The sequence below is a fragment of the Niveispirillum irakense DSM 11586 genome, assembly GCF_000429645.1.
GTDB classification, from domain to species: Bacteria; Pseudomonadota; Alphaproteobacteria; order Azospirillales; family Azospirillaceae; genus Niveispirillum; species Niveispirillum irakense.
Genome location: NZ_KE386933.1, coordinates 916557 through 937233, shown reverse-complemented (window position 1 = coordinate 937233; position 20677 = coordinate 916557). Strand labels below are relative to the sequence as shown.

The following is a 20677-nucleotide window of genomic DNA, read 5'->3' as shown; positions in this document are numbered from 1 at the left end:
CTCCGAAAGAGTCATTCATGTAACGCTGTTACCTGAATTGCGGCGGGTTCATAAAAAAACTAAGCTATAACCAGTGCACTTCACGCATGGCGGAAGGGACGGTTGCGCCCTTGTACCCGTGCGGATCAAAGGTTAATTCGGCTTTGGAGCATGGGCCATCTGCGCTCATCGGCGTTCCGTCATAGCCGGCGGTCACGCTGTTCAATCGGAGGAAAACATGGCTGTTAAAGTTGCGATCAACGGGTTCGGGCGTATCGGCCGCCTGGTGCTGCGCGCCCTGTATGAAAGCGGCCGGACCGATATCGAGGTCGTCGCCATCAATGATCTGGCCGATGCCAAGTCCAATGCCCACCTGTTGAAGTATGACAGCGTCCATGGCCGTTTCCCCGGCACGGTGGAAGTGGTTGACGGCAATCTGGTCGTCAATGGCCACACCATCCGTTCCGTGCAGCAGCGCGACCCGGCCCAGCTTCCCTGGGGTGAACTGGGCGTCGATATCGCCCTGGAATGCTCCGGCATCTTCACCTCGCGCGAGGCTGCTTCCAAGCACCTGACCGCTGGCGCCAAGAAGGTGCTGATCTCCGCCCCCGCCACCGACGAAGACCTGACGGTTGTCTATGGCGTGAACCATGACAAGCTGACGGCCGAACACAAGATCGTGTCGAACGCGTCCTGCACCACCAACTGCCTGGCCCCGGTGGCCCATGTGCTGAACCAGGGTGTCGGTATCGCCCATGGTTTCATGACCACCATCCACAGCTATACCGGTGACCAGAACACCGTGGACACGTTCCACAAGGATCTGCACCGCGCCCGCGCCGCGGCGCTGAACATCATCCCGACCAGCACCGGTGCCGCCAAGGCCGTGGGCAAGGTGCTGCCGGAACTGAAGGGCAAGCTGGACGGCACCTCTCTGCGCGTGCCGACCCCGAACGTCTCCGTGGTCGATTTCAAGTTCGTCGCCAAGCGCAACACCAGCGTGGAAGAGATCAACAAGCTGATCGTCGACGCCTCCAATGGCCCGCTGAAGGGCATTCTGGGCGCCTACGCCGAGCCGCTGGTTTCCACCGACTTCAACCATGACAGCCACAGCTCGATCTTCGCGCTGAATGAAACCAAGGTCATGGAAGGTAACTTCGTGCGTATCCTGACCTGGTACGACAATGAATGGGGCTTCTCCAACCGCATGGGCGATACCGTCATCGCCATGGCCAAGGCTGGCTGAAAAAACCTTTGACCCGGATGGTGCAAGGCACCATCCCGCCAATATGGGGGCGCCGTCCGTTGACCGGACGGCGCCCTTGGTGTTTCAAGAGAACACGCAAAACCGAAAGGCAAAAAGATGACCCCCAACGAGATCGCCCGCCTGCAGGCCTATCTGCGCCGCAATTTCAGCAATGACCGTATCACCGTCGCGCCGCCGGCCAAGAAGGGCCAGCCGGTTGAGGTGATGATCGGCGAAGAGTTCATCGGCACGCTGTATCGTGACGAAGATGATGGCGATGTGTCCTACGCCTTCAACATGACCATCCTGTCGGAAGACCTGCCGAATATCGCGCCGGCGAAGAAGTAATCAGGCAGGCGGGTTATCCGCCCGCCCTTCCCTGTCTGCCCCTTGCAGAAGGGGCCATACAGGCCGGGCGCCTTTTACAAGGCGCCCAAATCCCGCGCCGTCAGGTCAAGCGCCTGCTTGGCCCGGCGCGCCAGTTCGTCCGCTTCATCGTGCGTCAGGGTGAAAGCCGGGGCGAAAACCAGGCTCTCCCGCACTCCGCGCATGATCAGATCATTCTGGAAGCAATGGTCCCGGGCGATCAGCGCCGCCTTGCCGTTGCCGGAGAATCGTTCCCGCGTGCGCCGATCCTTCACGATCTCGATAGCACCGATCATGCCCTCCCCCCGGATTTCTCCCACAATGGGGTGATCAGCCAGCAGGGTGCGTAGGCGGGACAAGAGATAGGGGCCGATATCATCCCGCACGCGGGCGACCAGCCCTTCCCGCTCGATCAATTCCAGATTGGCCAGCGCCACGGCACAGGCCACCGGATGGCCGGAATAGGTGAAGCCGTGATAGAATTCCCCGCCTTCTTCGATCAGGGTTTCCGCCACCCGGTCGCCGACCATCACCGCTGATAGCGGCACGTAACCCGACGTGATGCCCTTGGCCAGGGTCATGAAATCCGGCGTGATGCCGTATCGGTGGCTGCCGAACCAGTGACCCAGCCGGCCAAAACCGCAAATCACCTCATCTGCGATCAGCAGAATGTCATGCTCGCGGCAGATACGGTTGATCTCCGGCCAATAGCTTTCTGGCGGGATAATCACCCCGCCCGCCCCCTGGATCGGTTCCCCGATAAAGGCAGCGACATTTTCCGGACCCAGTTCCAGGATTTTTTCTTCCACCGCGCGGGCCGCCAGCCGGCCGAACGCTTCGGCACTCATCTCGCCCTGGCCCTCGAACGGATAAGGGGTCATGACATGGGCGAATCCAGGCAGCGGCAGGCCGCCCTGCTCATGCATCACCTTCATTCCGTTCAGGGAAATGGCGGCCATGGTGCTGCCATGATAGCCATGCTCCCGCCCGATGATGAAACGTTTGCCGGGCTTGCCTTTCAGCGCCCAGTAATGGCGGGCCATGCGGATGATGGTGTCATTCGCCTCTGACCCGGAATTGGCGAAAAAGGCGCGGGACAGGCCTGGCGGTGTCAGTTCCGCCAGCTTGGACGCCAGCCGCACCGTCGGCTCCGTCGTGGTCTTGAAGAAGCCGTGATAGAAGCTGAGATCGTTCAACTGGCTGAAAGCCGCCTCCGCCAGTTCCCGTCTTCCATAGCCGACATTGACGCACCAGAGGCCGGACATGGCATCCAAGATGCGGTGGCCGGCACTGTCGGTCAGCCACACACCCTCGGCATGGGTGATGATGCGGGGGCCACCCAGGGCCGCCAGTTCCTTATGATCGGTGAACGGGTGCCAGTGATGGGCGCCGGACAGGCGTTTCAGTTCAGCGGTATCGGGGCCGGACATGAGAAAGGCTCCAGAGAAAGTGAGATGTGCAAGCGCGGCAACGGCGGCAACAGCCAGGGATCACGCCGGCGGGTTGAACCCAATCCGGGCGCAGCGCAACAACATCTCTTCCTTCCGGGTGAGGCCTTGAGAAATCATGGGAACATCATAACGCGCACGGTGTCGTCAGGCGATACCCATCGCGTCCAGCCCCTGCTGGAACATGTCGGCTTCCGCCTGTCGGCGCTTCTGCAGATCGGGCACAGTGGGCCAGAGCCTGGTCATGGCGCGGAACTGATCTGGCACACCGGCGGGGGTCCCAGCCTGGATCAAATTATGGATGGTCGCCATTTCCGTCCGCGAGGGACCGGCCAGCGACGTGCCCCGGTTATAAACCAAGCTGACCATGGCCCCGATGCAGAGCCCGTTTAGCCCCGACAGGCCGGGAAATGTGGCAAGCGTCATCGCCTCATAATGCGGCAGAGTGCTGACCGCGAAAATATCGTTGGCAGCGGCCCAGGGAATGCTGATTCCAGAAAGCTGGTGGACAAGCTGCTGAAGCTGCGTATCCGCCGCCGCAGAGCCACCCTTGATACCGATGGCTGGTGTCAAGGCCGTGATATCAGCGGCTGGCAGCGCTCCGCCCCAAGCCTGCTGAAAAGCCTGCAGGCTATTTTCGCCAAGATCATAGCCCACGCCAATGGTGATGCCAGAGATACCACCCGGCCAGACGGGATGACAGGCAACGGCATTGTAATAGCCCTCCCCGCCCGTCTCCTCATTGATGATGAAGTCGATGCTCTGCTGCGGGATCGCCATGGCGGGCCATATGTCTGATGCTTCACTTTATCTTGTAGCACAAATAGCAAGTCATCATCAACCGAAGCGGGCATTACCATTGACACCAGCCACGGGATTGCAGAACCATACCAACATGCAATCAAAAAACCTCTCCTCCGCCGAACGTCTGGACAGGTTGCGCCTGATCCGTTCCGACAATGTCGGCCCCATCACCTTCGCCCGTCTGATCGAGCGGTTCGGCAATGCCACCGCCGCCCTGGCAGCCCTGCCGGACCTGGCCCGACGTGGCGGCCGCCAGCAGCCCCTGCGTATTCCCGGCAAGGCGGAGGCGGAACGGGAACTGGCCGCCCTTGATCGGGCGGGCGGGCGCCTGATCTGCCGGGGCGAGGCGGATTATCCCTTAGCCCTGGCTGCCATCGATGATGCGCCCCCCGTTCTGTCTGTGCTGGGCTTTCCTGCCCTGCTGTCGCGCCCCTGTGTCGGTATGGTCGGCGCGCGCAACGCCTCCATCGCCGGACGCAAGATGGCGGAACGGCTGGCCCATGATCTGGCCGATGCCGGTTTCACCGTCGTGTCGGGCCTGGCGCGTGGAATCGACACGGCGGCGCATCAGGGCGCCATCGCCAAGGCCACAGCCGCCGTGGTGGCCGGCGGGATCGACATTATCTATCCACCGGAAAATGCCGGCCTGTACCATGATCTGGCCCAGCGGGGCGTTATCCTGGCCGAATCACCATTCGGCACAGAACCGCAGGCCCGTCACTTCCCCCGGCGCAATCGGTTGATTTCCGGCCTCTCCCTTGGGGTTGTGGTGGTGGAAGCGGCGCTGAAGTCGGGATCGCTGATCACGGCACGCTTCGCGCTGGAGCAGGGCCGCGATGTTTTCGCTGTTCCCGGCTCCCCCGCCGACCCCAGGGCCCAGGGCTGCAACCGGCTGATCAAGGAAGGGGCGGCCCTGGTGGAGGGGGCAGATGACATCATCCAGGCCCTGCGGGCCGCAGCCCATACACCCCTGGCGGAACCTGGTGGGGGACCGTTCCACACACCACCTTCAATTGCAGAAGATGATGCAGAGCTGCGCCGGGCACGCCTTGTGATATCGGAAGGCCTGTCGCCAACCCCGGTTCTCATTGACGAAGTGGTCCGTGGCTGCCAATTGTCTGCCGGGGTGGTGATGACCGTGCTGCTGGAAATGGAACTGGCAGGCCGGCTGCAGCGTCATCCTGGCGGTCGGATCAGCCTGATCTGACCGGCTCTCTCTTCGTCAAGCGTCGCGTGAAAGGCGGGTCCTTCAGTGGCTGGCAGTGTCGTCATCGTCGAATCCCCGGCCAAGGCCAAAACGATCAACAAATATCTGGGACAGGACTACACCGTCCTGGCCAGCTTCGGCCATGTCCGCGATCTGCCGCCGAAAGACGGTTCCGTCCGGCCGGACGAGGATTTCGAGATGGATTGGGAACTGGGTGACCGGTCCAAGCGCCATGTCGATGAGATTGCCCGTGCCGTCAAGGGTGCCACCCGCGTCTTCCTCGCAACCGACCCTGACAGAGAGGGTGAGGCCATCGCCTGGCATGTCCAGGAACTGCTGAAGGAAAAGCGGCTGGCGGGCCGGGAAATCCGCCGCATCACCTTTAACGAGATCACCAAAAGCGCGGTGCTGGATGCCATTTCCAAGCCGCGCGACGTGGACCAGGAACTGGTTCAGGCCTATCTGGCCCGTCGCGCGCTGGATTATCTGGTGGGCTTCACCCTGTCGCCAGTGCTGTGGCGCAAGCTGCCAGGCAGCCGGTCCGCCGGGCGCGTGCAATCGGTGGCGCTCCGCCTGATCTGCGAGCGGGAAGCCGAGATCGAGGCGTTCAAACCGCAAGAATATTGGACGATTGAGGCGGAGTTCAAAACCCACGACGGTTCCACCTTCACCGCCCGCCTGACCCAGCTGGATGGCAAGCGGCTGGAGAAATTCAGCCTGACCAACAAGGAACAGGCAGAGGCCGCCCTGGCCCGCATCCGCCCGATGCTGTTCAAGGTCGGCCGGGTGGAGCGGCGGGAAGTGAAGCGCAATCCCTATGCGCCCTTCACCACCTCTACCTTGCAGCAGGAAGCCAGCCGCAAGCTGGGCTTCGGCGCCGTCAAGACCATGCGCACGGCCCAAAAGCTGTATGAGGGCGTGGATATTGGCGGTGAGACGGTTGGCCTGATCACCTATATGCGAACCGATGGCGTGTCCTTGAGCCAGGAAGCCATCGACGGGTCGCGCCGGCTGATCGACCAGACCTGGGGTGATGCCTACGTCCCGGAAAAGCCCCGCATTTATAAGACCGCGGCCAAGAACGCCCAGGAGGCGCACGAGGCCATCCGCCCGACCGACCTGTTTCGCCGTCCAGACCAGATGAGCCGTTATCTCGATAAGGACGAGTTGCGGCTTTATGAGTTGATCTGGAAGCGTACCGTCGCCAGCCAGATGGCCAGCGCTATCATGGATCAGGTGACCGTAGACATCATGTCCAAGGGCGCCGAAGCCGTTTTCCGCGCCACCGGCTCCATTGTCCGGTTCGATGGCTTTCTGAAGGTCTATCAGGAAGACAAGGATGATGAAGGGGACGAGGAGGATAACCGTCGCCTGCCGCCGATGAAAGATGGCGACGACCTGACCCGCGGTACCCTGAAATCCGACCAGCACTTCACCCAGCCCCCGCCCCGCTATACGGAGGCGAGCCTGGTGAAGAAGATGGAAGAGCTGGGCATCGGCCGGCCTTCCACCTATGCCTCCATCCTGCAAGTGCTGCAGGAGCGCAATTATGTGCGGCTGGAGAAGCGGCGGTTTGAGCCGGAAGATCGCGGCCGGCTGGTCACCACCTTCCTGGAAAGCTTCTTTAACCGCTATGTCCAGTATGATTTCACGGCGGCGCTGGAAGAGAAGCTGGACGATATTTCCGGTGGCCGCATTTACTGGAAAGAGGTGCTGCGTGATTTCTGGCAGCATTTCCGCGCCGCCATTGATGGCACCAAGGATCTGACCATCACCCAGGTGCTGGATGCCCTGGATGAGGCGCTGGGCCCCCACTTCTTCCCCAGCCGCATCGGCGCCGATGGCCAGCCCATTGATGTGCGCGCCTGCCCGACCTGCGGCAGCGGCCGGCTGTCCTTGAAGCTGGGCAAGACCGGTGCCTTCATCGGTTGCTCCAACTATCCGGAATGCCGCTATACCCGCCCGCTCGCCGTCGCCGGGGAAGAGGGTGAGGCTGATGCCGACCGCGACCTGGGCATTGATCCGGAAAGTGGCTTGGCCGTGCTGATGAAACGCGGCCCCTATGGCATCTATGTCCAGTTGGGGGCAGAAGCGACGAAGGAAGCCAAGCCCAAACGGGTTTCCCTGCCTAAGGGAATGGACCCGCAGGACGTGGATTTGCAAAAGGCCCTGGCCTTGCTGTCCCTGCCCCGCAGCGTCGGCATGCACCCGACGACCGGGGTGGAAATCCAGGCCGGTATTGGCCGTTACGGCCCTTATCTGAAGCATGGCGATGCTTACAAGAACGTGCCAGCCGACGATGATGTGCTGACCATCGGGCTGAACCGGGCCGTGATGCTGCTGGGCGATAACCTCGCCAAGAAGGCGGTCGCTGGCCGTGAATTGGGCAACCACCCGAAGGATGGCAAGCCGATCAGCATCGGCTCCGGCCGCTTCGGGCCCTATGTGAAGCATAATAAGCTGTTCGCCAGTATCCCCAAGGCGCAGTCACCAGATACGCTGACCCTGGAACAGGCTGTCGAATTGCTGGCTGCAAAGGCTGCAAAGGACAGCGCCAAGAAGGGGGCCGCCGCCGCTGACACGGGCGAGACTGCCGAGAAGCCGAAGAAGGCCCCCGCTCGCAAGGCCGCCGCAAAGACGGAAACGGCAGATAAGCCTGCTGCCAAGAAGGCGGCACCAAAGACGGCCGCCGCAAAGGCGACGACCAAGACAGCCACCAAGGCTGTGGCCAAAAGCCCGGCGCGCAGCCGCACAACCAAAGCTGCGTCCTGATCCTTCGCTCCGCAGCAACGCGGGCCCGTCCTTGAACCATGCTTCTCTCATGAAGCACGGTTCAAGGACGCTTGACCCTGTCTGGACGGCGCAACTGGTTTCACGCCCGCTGAAACACCCGATACGGCGGGAGGTGTAACCTTTCCGGAACTACACGATCAGGCGCAAGGACAAGCGGCCTGTTTGCGTGTAAGTTTCAAGCCAGCCTTTTATCCTGGAGTTGCCATGCGCTTCCTGCCCCTCAATACCGGCCTGCTGCTACTGACTATTGTGTCCCCGATAGTGCCGGCCGTATGGGCACAGGAAACAGTGGCAGGGGCCGGCAACAACACCAGTGCTGCCCCGCCCGCCAGCGCCAGCACGCCCGGCACCGTCAACGGATGGGTCCGTCTCGATAATCCAGCCACTGCCAGCACCACCCCCGGCGCCAGGGCGGCGGAAACACAGCCCCTGCCGGTGATGCCCATGGCTGGAGATCCCGCGGCGCAGGCCGCTGATCCCGCTTGTCGTGTTCGCAAAACGGTGGAAGCCGGCGTCGCCATGGGCGGTGTCAGCGGCAAATATGTCGGGGCGGAACTGGCTTATGGCCGGGATGACCGGGCGCTTGCCGCCGGTTATCCACCCAATCCCTGCCCCACAACCGGGTTCGGCATGTCCGTATCCGTGTCACAGAGCGACATGGAATATAAGAGCCGCCGTCGCTATCGCGGTGATTCATATGATTCAGGCCGTGGCGGTGCGGTGCTGGACCCTTATGGCCGACCGATGGGGGAAGTTGACCCCATGTTTCCCTCGCCGCCAGAACATCTTGGCGGCGGGTAACCGGACACCTGCATTTTAACGCATTCGGCCGCGCAACTTCATCACCTGGAAGAAAGCCTCCACCACAGCGGGGTCGAACTGGGTGCCCGCCCCATCGGTGATCATGCGTAAAGCCTCGGCCAGAGGCACCGCAGGACGCCAGGTGCGACGGTGGGTCAAAGCATCATAGACATCGGCTACAGCGACAATACGCGCTGCCAGCGGGATATCGGCCCCTTTCACGCCGCGCGGGTAACCGGATCCGTCCCATCGCTCCTGATGGAACCGGGCGATGCTGGCGCCAAAGGAGAGGTAATTGCTGCCCTCCACCATGCGGGAAGCCTTTTCCAGAATGGTCGCACCGCGTTCACAGTGCATTTCCATCTGGCGCCGCTCTTCCTCGTCCAGCACGCTCTGCTTCATGATCACGCGATCCGGAACACCGACCATGCCGATATCATACAGCATGGAACCCATGGCAATCAGGTCCAGGAACTCGTCATCAATCAGCGCCGCCCCTTCCGGCTGCGACCGCATGGCGAAGGCGATTTCCGTCACAAGGCGCGACAGCCTTAAGACATGGTCTCCACCACCATCCGGGTCCTTATATTCTGCCATCCCGGCAAGGGCGATGACCGTTGCCTTGTGGGCACGCTTAATCTGTTCGTAAAGCTGGATATTATCAAACCCAACCGCAATCTTACCGGCCATCACCTCTGCCAATCGGCGTTCCAGCCGGTCCAGCCGGCGGCCGGTATGCAGGCAGGCGGCGGCATGCCGACCATCCGCGGTAGGGAACCAGATGATCAGATTCTGTTCGTCGTAATAATGGGCGCCATTATTCAGCACAGCCATGATTCGGGCAGCCAGCCCCGCATCGACGCTATGGGCCAGCGGCAGGCCGGCCATCCCCTCATGGCGCCCGGACGCCGCCAATATCTGCGCGTCGGTACGGGCATTGCCACGGGGTACACAAACCAATCCATCCAACGGCAGGTCCAGAACCCGCGCCAGTTCCCGCAGCAGGGCCTCGGCAAAATAGTCCAGGGCCCGCAAGGTAAACAGATTCCCAGACGCCTCAATGATCCGCTCCATGCCCCGGCGGGATCGGATCAGTTCCGTAATATGTTCATAGGATCGTAAGGCCGCGACCGTGGCGGTTCCCAGCTTCTGGGCCGTCAGTTCCGTTTTGGCCTTGTAATCATTGATATCATAGCTGCGAATGACATCATCTTCCGGAGCCTGGCCTGGCTGTCCGGTGCGCAGGATGATACGAACCTGTTCGTTCTTCAGTTCATCGCGGATGCGCGGCACCAACCTCAGGCCAGCATCATCTGTCTCCATCACCACATCCAGCAGAATCATGGCGATGCCAGGATCACTGCGGAGAATTTGCAGGGCCTCTTCCGCTGAGTAAGCGGACAGGAACTGTACTGGTCGGTCCCGGTAGGTGAATTTCTTCATCACAAGCCGGGTCATGGTGTGAACTTCAGGATCGTCATCGACGATCAGGATCAACCATGGCTGAATGGGAATGGCAGACGCCCCCGCAGGATGCTCCGGCGTTTCTTCCCTGAACAGGAAGTCATCGTCGTTCATACCCATGGGCGCCCAATCCATCCCGGCTTTGCGAATGCTGCGGTGATTATGCCCTCATCAGGGGTGAAAACTGAACAGCCCGATATCATCTAACTGCCAGTTTATCGTGAAAATTGTCGACAAAGGCTGAAATCGCACCCAGCCCCCATGAAATGGCGCGGCCCATCCAGTCGGATGTTGCAGTTCCAGGCGCCCGGACGCATCGTGCGCGCAACCATTATACGGAATCTGACTCATGCGTTCTCTCTCTCCCCCCCTGCGACGCCTCGCTGCTGGCAGTGCCCTAGGCGCCATTGCCCTCATGATGGGGGCCCTGCCCGCAACGGCCGCCGATGCACCGCTGGACAAGGCTGCCGTTGAGAAAATCGTCCGTGACTATCTGGTCAACAATCCGGAAGTGATCCTGGAGGCGATCCACGCGCTTGAAAAGAAAGAGCAAGCGGCGACGGAGGCAAGCCAGGTCGCAGCCCTGGCAGCGAATCGGGATGCGCTGGAGAAAACGGGGCCTGTCGGGGGGAACCCCAAAGGAGACATCACCCTGGTGGAATTTTTCGATTATAATTGCGGCTATTGTAAACGCAGCCACCCGGAGCGGAAGGAAGCCGTGAAGAAGGATGGCAAGGTCAAGGTCATCTATAAAGAGTTCCCCATCCTGGCAGCTTCCTCCAGCGAAGCCGCACGCGCCGCCCTGGCAGCCAACCGTCAAGGTAAGTATGAGGCGTTCCATAGCGCGCTCATGACCCATGAAGGTCGCCTGGACACCAATGCAATTCGCAATGTTGCCAAGGATGTAGGGCTTAATATTAAGAAGTTGGAAGAGGATATGGGGGATCCTGCGATCCAGAAGGAAATTGATGATAATATCGCGCTGGCGCGGGAATTGGGCATCCGCGGCACCCCCGGCTTCGTGATTGGGGATACCCTGATCCCCGGCGCCATCGATGCCAGCCAGTTCGCTGACTATTTCGCCAGCGCCCGCGCTGCGAAGAAAGCGGACAAGGCCGGCTGATCCCGGTGGCTGAACAGCGACATCACCGATCATCGGGGGGCGCGGTGCGGCCTGCTGTTTGCGGGCCATTGCCCCTTTCTGTAGCCGTGATATAACCGGCCCGCTTTTACCGACGACCAGAATGGGGCTTTCCTCCTTGGCCAACCCGCCTTCCATCCTCCTGCTTAACGGGCCGAACCTGAATATGCTCGGCACCCGTGAACCGCAGATCTATGGATCGGAGACATTGGCCGATGTGGAAACGATCTGCCGGGCCGAGGCTGACCGCCTTGGCCTTGCCCTGGATTTCCGCCAGTCCAACCATGAGGGGGAACTGGTGACATGGATCCAGCAGGCACGCGACCGGCAGGACGCCATCATTCTGAACGCGGGGGCCTATACCCACACCTCGGTGGCCATCATGGATGCGCTCTCGGCGGTTGACCTGCCGGTCATCGAGGTTCATCTGAGTAATATCTTCCGTCGCGAACCCTTCCGGCACCATTCCTATGTGTCGATGGTCGCGCGGGGGGTCATATGCGGTCTTGGCTCGCACGGCTATATCCTGGCCCTTCAGGCGGCATCTCGCCTGATCGGAACCATGCCGCGGCCGTGATGAACAAAGACAAGCCATTGGATAAGGTTAAGAAGACCATGTCGAGCTTCGATCTGGATGCCGAGTTCGTGCGTACCATGGCCAAACTCCTTGAGGAGTCGGGCCTGACGGAAATGGAATATTCGGAAGGCGAACGCCGCATCCGGCTCAGCCGCGCCGCCCCGGTCGCTGCCCCTGCGGCTTATGCCATGCCGGCGGCGCCCGTTGCCGTGGCGGCAGCCCCGGTCGCTGCCGCAGCCGCCCCTGCTGCGTCGCCGGCGCAGCATCCCGGCGCGCTGAAATCCCCGATGGTCGGCACCGCCTATGCCGCCTCCGAACCGGGTGGCACCCCGTTCGTGAAGGTGGGCGATACGGTGAAGGCCGGCCAGACCGTGCTGATCATCGAAGCCATGAAGGTCATGAACCCGATCAAGGCTGCCAAGGGCGGCACCGTGACGGAAATCCTGATTTCCGATGCCCAGCCGGTCGAGTTCGGCCAGCCCCTGCTGATCATTGAGTGATCCGGCGATGACCGCGCACTTGCAGGGTGGCCTGTTCGACAAGGTCCTGATCGCCAATCGTGGTGAGATCGCGTTACGCATCCACCGCGCCTGCCGCGAAATGGGCATCAAGACGGTGGCCGTGCATTCCACGGCTGACGCCGATGCGATGCATGTCCGTCTGGCTGACGAGAGCGTGTGCATCGGCCCGCCCTCGGCCAAGGAAAGCTATCTCAACATCCCGGCAATCCTGTCGGCGGCGGCCATCACGGGCGCCGATGCCATCCATCCCGGCATCGGCTTCATGGCGGAGAATGCCCAGTTTGCCGATATGGTGATTGAGCATGGTTTCGCCTGGATCGGGCCGACACCAGACCATATCCGGGTGATGGGCGACAAGGTGACCGCCAAGAAGACGGTTATCGCCCTGGGCCTGCCCTGCGTTCCCGGTTCCGACGGACCGGTCGACAGCTTTGAAACGGCTGCCAGCGTCGCTGACCAGATCGGTTATCCGGTTCTGATCAAGGCGGCCGCCGGTGGTGGTGGCAAGGGCATGAAGGTGGCCTACAGCAAGGACGAGTTGCGGGAGGCCTACCAGCTTGCCCGTGGCGAGGCCCGCGCCGCCTTCGGCAATGACGAAGTCTATCTGGAAAAGTACCTCGCCAACCCGCGCCACATCGAAATCCAGTTGATGGGCGATCACCATGGCAATGTGGTTCATTTCGGTGAGCGTGACTGCTCCATCCAGCGGCGCCACCAGAAAGTGGTGGAAGAGGCCCCCTCCCCGGCCCTGAACGCAGAGGAACGGGAAAAAGTCGGCAGCCTCGCCGCACGCACCGCCAAGCTCCTGGGCTATCGCGGCGTCGGTACGATGGAATTCCTGTACGAAAACGGGCAGTTCTATTTCATCGAGATGAATACCCGCCTGCAGATCGAACATACGATCACGGAAATGATCACGGGTGTCGATCTGGTGCGCGAGCAGATCCGTGTCGCCACCGGTGCCCCGCTGGGTTACACGCAGCAGGATATCCGCTTCCACGGCCATTCGATTGAATGCCGTATCAATGCGGAAAACGCTGTGACCTTCATGCCCTCACCAGGGCAGATCACCCAGTATCATGCACCGGGTGGCCTTGGTGTGCGCGTAGACAGCGCGCTGTATGACGGTTATCGCGTGCCGCCGCATTATGACAGCATGATCGCCAAGCTGATCGTTCACGGCAATACCCGTAACGAGTGCTTGATGCGCTTGCGTCGGGCGCTGGAGGAGTTTGTGATCACCGGTGTGGACACGTCCATCCCGCTGCATCAGCGCATCATCGCCGAACCCGATTTCATCAATGGCGATTATGACATCAAGTGGATGGAAGGCTGGATGAAGCAGCAGTCTGAAAGCTGATCTGCCTTATACAGACGACACCGACAAACAGCCCGGCTTCACGCCGGGCTGTTTTGTTTCGGTCCGGTCATATCGGGAACAGCGTCAAAAGCAATAGTCGTACGGGTCTGCTGCGATCTGAACGGGATCGTTCCGTGCCAGAAATATGATGGAAAAAGAACCAGGCGTCCCGGAACGGGCTGCACGGCCCGCCGGAATGGTTGCTGCATCGCCTCCCCAAGGACGGGAGAGCCAAATTTAATCCATCCCTGCCTCGCCGTCTTATCCCGACAGCAGTCCGGTACATCTACGTAATAGCATCCGCTAATCCACCCTTCCGGGTGAATATGGTCAGTATGGTACCCTTCATCCCGCAACCTGGAAGACCAGGAGCCTGAAAAGGCAACTGAGGGCGATTTCCGCCGTAAGAAGGGGTGCGTGTGATCATCAGGAAGAGACGATATAAAGTCGCGTACGGCTGCCCTTATCATCTCCTCCAGCAGGAGGATCGGGACGGACGGCTCGTTCAGCCGCCCGAACAAGGCGTCTGAACTCTGCGTACCGTTTCGCAGGGTCTGGTCAACGGGCTCGTGCTGCGTTTCGTGAACACGCGCCAGATCGCGGAGCAACGCCTCATTGAATGTATGAATATCAGGAAAGTCGGCGGGTGACGCCAGATCAATAACGCCAATCAAATGATCATAGTCGTTGATCCAAAGCTCCTTCTGACTGTCCATTTGTCGCCATGCAGGCCCCAACAGTGACAAAGCCTTCTGGTCATCCGGTACGATATCAATCACCTTCTGAAGGTATGTCAGGGCAACGCTCGATTGTCCCAACTGCAAAGCTGTCTCAGCCGCCCCGCGCAGAAGCGGGATCTCGCTGGCATTTTCCTTCAAACCGGCTTCAAAATGCCCGAGTGCTTCCGCTGGGCGACCCAGCCGAAGAAGCACATAGCCCAGAGTCCTGATGATATTCGCATCCGTCGGCGCGAGGCGTATCGCAGTTTCCAGTTCTTCAAGCGCCTCCTGAAGGCGGCCGTAAGTCGCCTTTGCTTCCGCAATCATCTCCAGCACTGCTGGGTTATCGGCCGCCACCTGGCGGGCCGCTTCATAAGAATGAAGCAACTCTCCATGCGCGCCGGTGCGCCATAACAATCCGTTGAGATTGGCATGGGCATCACGGTCGAATGGATCCAACCGCAAGGTCTCACGATAGGCGCTGATGGCTTCTTCATACTCATCAATGCCGCTCAGGGCATTACCGAGATTAAGCCAAATTTCTTTGGCAGATGAATTGAGCGTTAACGCCCGTCGGTAACAGGCGATGGCCTCCGTGTAGTTTCCCTTCAGCTTCAGCACCAATCCCAAATTATGCAACGGGTGGACGGTCGCACCCGCATTCTCCAGAATGGAACGGTAAACAGCTTCCGCCTCATCCAAGCGATGTGCCCGGGTTAAAAGGATTCCCAGTTCCACGGCAGCGCCCCGGTCCTGGGGATTGTCCTGCAGTAAATCGCGCAGCCCCTGCTCGGCCTCCTGCATATGGCCCGTCTGGCATAATGCGCGGCACAGGTTGAGCTTTGCTTCCGAATAATCAGGCCGCAGGCGAATAGCCGTTCCATAATGGCTCAGCGCTTCCTCAGCACGCCCCAGATCGACCAGGACATTACCCAGATTATTCTGAACATGTGGTTGCCGCGGATTAATGGAGAGAGAGCGTTGCATCAAGTCAGCGGCAACCTCCAGCTTACCTACCGCCTTAGCGATAAGTCCCAGCAACTGAAATGCGTCGGTGTTACGCGGATCCTGCTGCAAAACGGCTTTATACAGCCGCTCTGCTTTCGGTAGGTCACCAGCCCTCTGTGCCGTGAAGGCTTCCGCAAGAAGGTCGGGCACAGTGCGGGATCGGATGCCGGTCATGGTCTCACATCAGGAAAATCGGAAAAGCATGTCCCCGGATCGAAATGACATGCGCCAAGCCCCGTCCTAACACGGAATCACTCCTTCAACACCTCGACCATAGACTCTTATTTCCACGTTTCCCTAACCCCCAAGCCAAAGAACCATCTGGAGATCACTTTCCCCTAAGAAGAATCGTTTTTTGATTTCTTGAGGAAGAGTTATTTCGAAATTTTGTTCCATAAATATCTTAATAGCGAGGCAAATGTGCAACAGTGACTGATTGATGACAAATTTTGGGGGATTGTTGATTGATCCCACCGCACCCGAGCCTCTTAACTACCCCCTGATGCAGGGCAAGGAACAAGCTGGATAACCAGCAAACCCCTCCGTATCGGACGAAATAAATGGGGATTACACAATGAATATGAAGTCTAGCGGCTTGAAGGCAGCTTTGCTGTGCGGTGGTGCACTGGCAGTTGCCGTTGGTGGTGTGCATGCGCAGGAGACAACCACACTTGACGAAATCGTAGTGACTGGTTCGCGCATCGCGCGCACTAATGTTTCGTCTCCGACTCCTGTGACCGTTGTCGACAGCGCTGCGCTGGCTCTTTCTGGCCAGGACAACGTCTCCGATGTTCTGCGTGAGTTACCCTCTTCTGGCGTTTCGACCTTCTCTTCGACCACCGGTAACTTTGACGTTAACAATTCTGGCGTCAACACCATCGATCTGCGTAACCTTGGCGAAGCGCGTACGCTGGTTCTGGTTAACGGTCGTCGGATGGTTGCTGGCGTTCCCGGCAACTCTGCGGTGGATTTCAACTCCATCCCGACCGCTTTCATCGACCGCGTTGAAGTCATCACCGGTGGCGCTTCCGCAGTCTATGGTGCCGACGCCGTGGCCGGCGTGGTCAACATTATCCTGAAGGACAACTTCCAGGGTATGCAGGTTGAGGGTAAGGCCGGTATCAGCGATCGCGGTGATTCCGAGCAGTACCGCGTGTCATCCACCATTGGCGGTGATTTTGACGACGGTCGTGGTAATGCCGTCCTTTCTCTGACCTATGACAAGGAAGAGGAAGTCTTCTCCCGCGACCGTAAGCTGTCTGCCGTTGATATTCAGCGTAGCCCGGCAACGGGTGCTGTGACCAATCCAGCCTACAGCTCCTTCGGTCCTGGTGGTTTCTTTAGCGGCATCCGGAATAATTCCTCCGGCACTTATGTCGGCAATACTGCCAACCGCGTCGTCCTGCCCGATGGTACCGTCACCACTTTGAATACCGTTCGTGACGGCTACAATCGTAACGGCGCCCGCTACATCCAGACCCCGACCGAACGTTATCTGCTCGGCCTGAATACCAATTACGAAATCACACCTTCGATCAACTATTTCCTCGAAGGTACGTACGCCTCCGTCAAAACGGAATCCCAGTTGGAAGCCTTCGCGCTGGCCAATACGGATATCTATGCCAGCGGCCAGGGCATGCCGTTGACCAACCCCTACATTCCTGCTGCCCTGCTGCAGCAGATCCAGTCCTTGGCTCCCGCCGGCCAGACGGTGACGGGCTTGAATTTCAGCCGCCGTCTGCTGGAAGTTGCTGATCGCGGCTCTGACAACACACGTCAGACCTTCCGCTTCTCAACCGGTTTCAAGGGCGACATACCTGTAGCCGAAGGCTGGACGTATGAAACGTCTTACACCTATGGCCGCACCACCCAGTCACAGAACTCAACTGGTCAGATCAATGAGCAGAGCTTCCGCGAAGCTCTTGACGCCCTGGTTGACGTGAATGATCTGAACGGCAACGGTAATCGCACCGAAATCATCTGCCGCGATGCAACTGCGCGCGCCAATGGCTGCGTCCCGATCAATATTTTCGGCGCAGGTTCCATCACCAAGGCTGCGGCTGACTACGTTCGTGCCGACAGCATGCGCAAGGCTGAAGTTGACCAGCATGTCGCATCCGCGATCGTTACCGGTCCTCTGTTCGAGCTTCCGGCAGGTGATCTGGGTGTTGCCGTGGGCGGTGAATGGCGTCAGGAGAGCAGCGAAGCCCGTTCCGATCCGCTGACGCGCGCCGGTCTGAACGCCGGCAATGCCGTGCCGGATGTCATCGGCAAGTTCGACGTCTGGGAAGCCTTCGGCGAAGTTGACATCCCCCTGATCAAGGATGTTCCGTTCGCTGAATATGTTGGTGTACAGGCTGCCGTCCGTTACTCTGACTACAGCACCGTCGGTAAGACCACGAGTTGGAACGCCGGCGCAGAGTGGCAGGTCATTGAAGACATTCGTCTGCGGGGCAAGTATGCGCGTGCGGTCCGTGCGCCCAACATCTCCGAACTGTACAATCCGGGTGGTCAGACCTTCCCGACCGGTATCGTCGATATCTGCGCTGGCACGACTGCTACCTCTAGCCGGGCACAAGACAGCCGGTGCCGTGCGGAGTCGGGCATTGCATCACGTATCGCTTCGGAGGGTGTCTACACGCCGACCCAGCTTGAAATCCAGCAGATCACTGGTTTCAACCGCGGCAACCCGGACCTACAGGAAGAAAAGGCTGACACCCTCACCCTTGGTGCGGTGTTGACGCCGAGCTTCATCGATAATTTGTCCTTTACGGTCGATTATTTCGATATCGACATAAAGGATGCGATTTCCGGCGTTCCGCGCAACTACGCCATCGAGCAGTGCTACGTGTCGGGCAATTTCTGTAACCTGATGGCACGCGATCCGATCTCCGGCCGGATCACCCGCACCGATCTGGTGCAAGGCAATATCGCTACCCAGACCACCAGCGGTATCGACTTTGCCGTGGATTATCGCTTTGACCTGGCTGATGTCGGCCTGGACTTCAATGCGTTCGGTTCCGGCGAGCCGGGTACCATTAGCTTCAGCGCCATCATGACCTATCTCGACAAGCTCGAACTCGAGCCGCTGCCGGGTGCGGATCTTGATATCGATGACGGCGAGGTTGGTGCTTCCAAGTATCGCGTCTCCGGGTCGCTCACCTATCACGGTGGTCCGATGACCTTGTCCTGGCAAACCCGTTATGTCGGACCGGCTAACATCGATAACGACCTTGACGTCGTTGGTCCGGGCGACTTCCGTCGTATCGGTAGCGTCACATATCATGACGTGCAGGCCCGTTACACCTTCGCTCAAAACTACACGTTGTACGTGGGCGTAGAGAACCTCTTCGACCGTGGCGCGCCGCTGATCGGTTCCGGCATGCCCGGGAACACGACGGGCACGGAGACCGCAGCAGGTACCTACGATCCGATTGGCCGTTACTTCTATACCGGCTTTACAATGCGCTTCTAAAAAAGACTGTGGGTACCGCAACCGATGTCCTGAAGGTTGCGGCCTCTCAAAATTTGACCCTGTCTCTTCACGAGGCAGGGTTTTTTTTGAGGGGACTCAAATGAGAGGCGGTGGCACAATCGCCACAAAGCTTTCTTTCTCACATGCGGTCCAAAAACGGATGCACAATCCGCTTCCCAAACAGGGGGTGGATGTTGCATAAGAAAGTGCAAACTCGTAGGAGCTTGCACAGTGAATTCATCCGAAAATCTTAATCAAACGTCGTTGGTGGAAAGCTTCACCGACGCTGAAGCTGCTTATGCCCGCGTCCGGGCCCTTTATGATCAGGCTGTTGAATTTTTGCGCGGTCGTTTTTCCGCTTTCGCCCGTGGCGAGGAAATGGGTGGGCGGGTCCGCGCCTGCTATCCCTTCCTGCAAGTCCGGATCGATACAGAACCGCGGATCGATAGCCGTCTTTCCTATGGCTTCCTCCATGGCATCGGCACCTTCCGCACCACGGTCACCCGCCCCGATCTGTTTGACCATTATCTGAAGCATCAGCTTTCCCTGTTGCTGAAGAACCATGGCGCCCCATTGGAAGTCGGGGTCAGCGACACCCCGATCCCCATCCAGTTCGCCTACCCTGAAGGCATGCATGTCGAGGGCGATCTGACGCCGGAGCGGCTGTACCAGTTGCGGGATTATTTTGATCTGCCCGATCTGGTCTATATGGATGACAGCATCGTCAACGGTACCCATATCGCCCCGCCCGGTGCGCCCCGTCCCCTCGCCCTGTTCACCGCACCGCGTGTGGATTACAGCCTGCACCGTCTGAAGCATTACACCGCGACCAAGCCGGACCATTTTCAGAACTACGTCCTGTTCACGAACTACCAGTTCTATATCGACGAGTTCGTGAGGCGTGGGTTGGAGATCATGGAACCGTCGGACGATCCGGCGACCCAGCATTACCGCAGCCAGTATGAGGCCTTTGTGGAGCCCGGTGATCATGTCACCTGGAACCAGCATCTGTACCCTGGCAAGGAGTGCGATGGCACCAAGGTGGCTCGCCTGCCGCAGATGCCGGCATATCACCTGAAGCGTAAGGACGGGAATGGCATCACCATCGTCAATATCGGCGTCGGCCCGTCCAACGCCAAGACGATCAGCGACCATATTGCCGTACTGCGTCCCCATGTCTGGCTGATGCTGGGCCATTGCGCGGGCCTGCGCGATACCCAGCGTCTGGGCGACTACGCCCTGGCCCATGGCTATGTGCGCGAAGACAAGGTTCTGGATGCCGATCTGCCGACCTGGGTGCCCATCCCGGCACTGGCAGAAGTCCAGGTGGCCTTGGAAGGCGCTGTGGAAGAAGTCACGGGCCTGAAAGGCTGGGAGCTGAAATCCATCATGCGCACCGGCACGGTCGCTACAATCGATAACCGCAACTGGGAACTTCGGGATCACAGCGAACCGGTACAGCGGTTCAGCCAGTCCCGCGCCATTGCCCTGGACATGGAATCCGCGACAGTGGCCGCCAATGGCTTCCGCTTCCGCGTTCCCTACGGCACCTTGCTGTGCGTGTCAGACAAGCCCCTGCATGGCGAGATCAAGCTGCCGGGCATGGCCAATCATTTCTACCGCGCCCGTGTCGACCAGCATCTGGCCATCGGCATGCGGGCGATGGAGATCATGCGCGATTATGGCCTGGAGCGGCTGCATAGCCGCAAGCTGCGCAGTTTCGCTGAAGCCGCATTCCAATAATATAGACGGTGATGGGCCGATGGTA

The 20677-nt window shown here is 59.7% G+C and carries 15 protein-coding genes; 11 read left to right on the top strand and 4 right to left on the bottom strand.

All coding sequences use genetic code 11. The features are described from left to right. The first annotated feature begins 217 nt into the window (after positions 1-217). Positions 218-1225: a type I glyceraldehyde-3-phosphate dehydrogenase gene (gene gap, locus G473_RS0118410; RefSeq protein ID WP_029014309.1), complete on the top strand. Its 1008-nt coding sequence runs from the start codon at positions 218-220 to the stop codon at positions 1223-1225. A gap of 117 nt (positions 1226-1342) precedes the next feature. Continuing rightward, complete coding sequence (locus G473_RS0118405) at positions 1343-1573, top strand: DUF3126 family protein (protein WP_029014308.1); 231 nt, start codon at positions 1343-1345, stop codon at positions 1571-1573. 74 nt (positions 1574-1647) lie between these two features. Here G473_RS0118405 and G473_RS0118400 read toward each other — a convergent pair whose 3' ends face one another. Both G473_RS0118400 and G473_RS29530 read right to left on the bottom strand, forming a co-directional pair. Beyond that, positions 1648-3021, bottom strand: a complete 1374-nt coding sequence (locus tag G473_RS0118400) for an aspartate aminotransferase family protein (RefSeq protein ID WP_029014307.1) — start codon at positions 3019-3021, stop codon at positions 1648-1650. Positions 3022-3186: 165 nt separating this feature from the next. Beyond that, positions 3187-3819 (bottom strand): lysozyme family protein, encoded by a 633-nt coding sequence (locus G473_RS29530; protein WP_051330427.1) that lies wholly within the window; start codon positions 3817-3819, stop codon positions 3187-3189. Between the two features lie 115 nt (positions 3820-3934). Here G473_RS29530 and dprA point away from each other — a divergent pair, with 115 nt between their 5' ends. The 3 genes from dprA to G473_RS0118380 all read left to right on the top strand — a co-directional run bounded on the left by dprA (position 3935) and on the right by G473_RS0118380 (position 8644). Then, on the top strand, positions 3935-5050 hold the full coding sequence (gene dprA, locus G473_RS0118390) for a DNA-processing protein DprA (protein ID WP_035707690.1): 1116 nt from the start codon (positions 3935-3937) through the stop codon (positions 5048-5050). A 45-nt stretch (positions 5051-5095) separates the two neighbouring features. Next, positions 5096-7822: a type I DNA topoisomerase gene (gene topA / locus G473_RS0118385; protein ID WP_029014305.1), complete on the top strand. Its 2727-nt coding sequence runs from the start codon at positions 5096-5098 to the stop codon at positions 7820-7822. A gap of 225 nt (positions 7823-8047) precedes the next feature. Further along, positions 8048-8644 carry a hypothetical protein gene (locus G473_RS0118380; RefSeq protein ID WP_029014304.1) on the top strand — a complete coding sequence of 199 codons (597 nt, stop codon included), beginning with the start codon at positions 8048-8050 and terminating at the stop codon, positions 8642-8644. A 15-nt stretch (positions 8645-8659) separates the two neighbouring features. Here G473_RS0118380 and G473_RS0118375 read toward each other — a convergent pair whose 3' ends face one another. Next, positions 8660-10228 carry a response regulator gene (locus tag G473_RS0118375; protein ID WP_029014303.1) on the bottom strand — a complete coding sequence of 523 codons (1569 nt, stop codon included), beginning with the start codon at positions 10226-10228 and terminating at the stop codon, positions 8660-8662. A gap of 229 nt (positions 10229-10457) precedes the next feature. Here G473_RS0118375 and G473_RS0118370 point away from each other — a divergent pair, with 229 nt between their 5' ends. The 4 genes from G473_RS0118370 to accC all read left to right on the top strand — a co-directional run bounded on the left by G473_RS0118370 (position 10458) and on the right by accC (position 13707). Next, on the top strand, positions 10458-11231 hold the full coding sequence (locus G473_RS0118370; protein WP_084438297.1) for a DsbA family protein: 774 nt from the start codon (positions 10458-10460) through the stop codon (positions 11229-11231). Positions 11232-11367: 136 nt separating this feature from the next. Then, a complete protein-coding gene (aroQ, locus tag G473_RS0118365; protein ID WP_029014301.1) occupies positions 11368-11826 on the top strand; it encodes a type II 3-dehydroquinate dehydratase in 459 nt (152 codons plus the stop codon). Between the two features lie 38 nt (positions 11827-11864). After that, the gene (gene accB, locus G473_RS0118360) at positions 11865-12326 is read left to right on the top strand and encodes an acetyl-CoA carboxylase biotin carboxyl carrier protein (protein ID WP_029014300.1); all 462 of its coding nucleotides are present in this window, start codon (positions 11865-11867) and stop codon (positions 12324-12326) included. Positions 12327-12357: 31 nt separating this feature from the next. Further along, complete coding sequence (accC, locus tag G473_RS0118355; protein WP_029014299.1) at positions 12358-13707, top strand: acetyl-CoA carboxylase biotin carboxylase subunit; 1350 nt, start codon at positions 12358-12360, stop codon at positions 13705-13707. 38 nt (positions 13708-13745) lie between these two features. Here accC and G473_RS0118350 read toward each other — a convergent pair whose 3' ends face one another. After that, positions 13746-15608 (bottom strand): tetratricopeptide repeat protein, encoded by a 1863-nt coding sequence (locus G473_RS0118350; RefSeq protein ID WP_029014298.1) that lies wholly within the window; start codon positions 15606-15608, stop codon positions 13746-13748. Positions 15609-16008: 400 nt separating this feature from the next. Here G473_RS0118350 and G473_RS0118345 point away from each other — a divergent pair, with 400 nt between their 5' ends. Together G473_RS0118345 and G473_RS0118340 are read left to right on the top strand one after the other, a co-directional pair. Beyond that, positions 16009-18909, top strand: coding sequence for a TonB-dependent receptor domain-containing protein (locus G473_RS0118345; protein WP_029014297.1), 2901 nt, complete (start codon positions 16009-16011; stop codon positions 18907-18909). A 231-nt stretch (positions 18910-19140) separates the two neighbouring features. Then, entirely contained in the window at positions 19141-20652 is a 1512-nt protein-coding gene (locus tag G473_RS0118340) for an AMP nucleosidase (protein WP_029014296.1), read from the top strand. Positions 20653-20677: the final 25 nt, after the last annotated feature.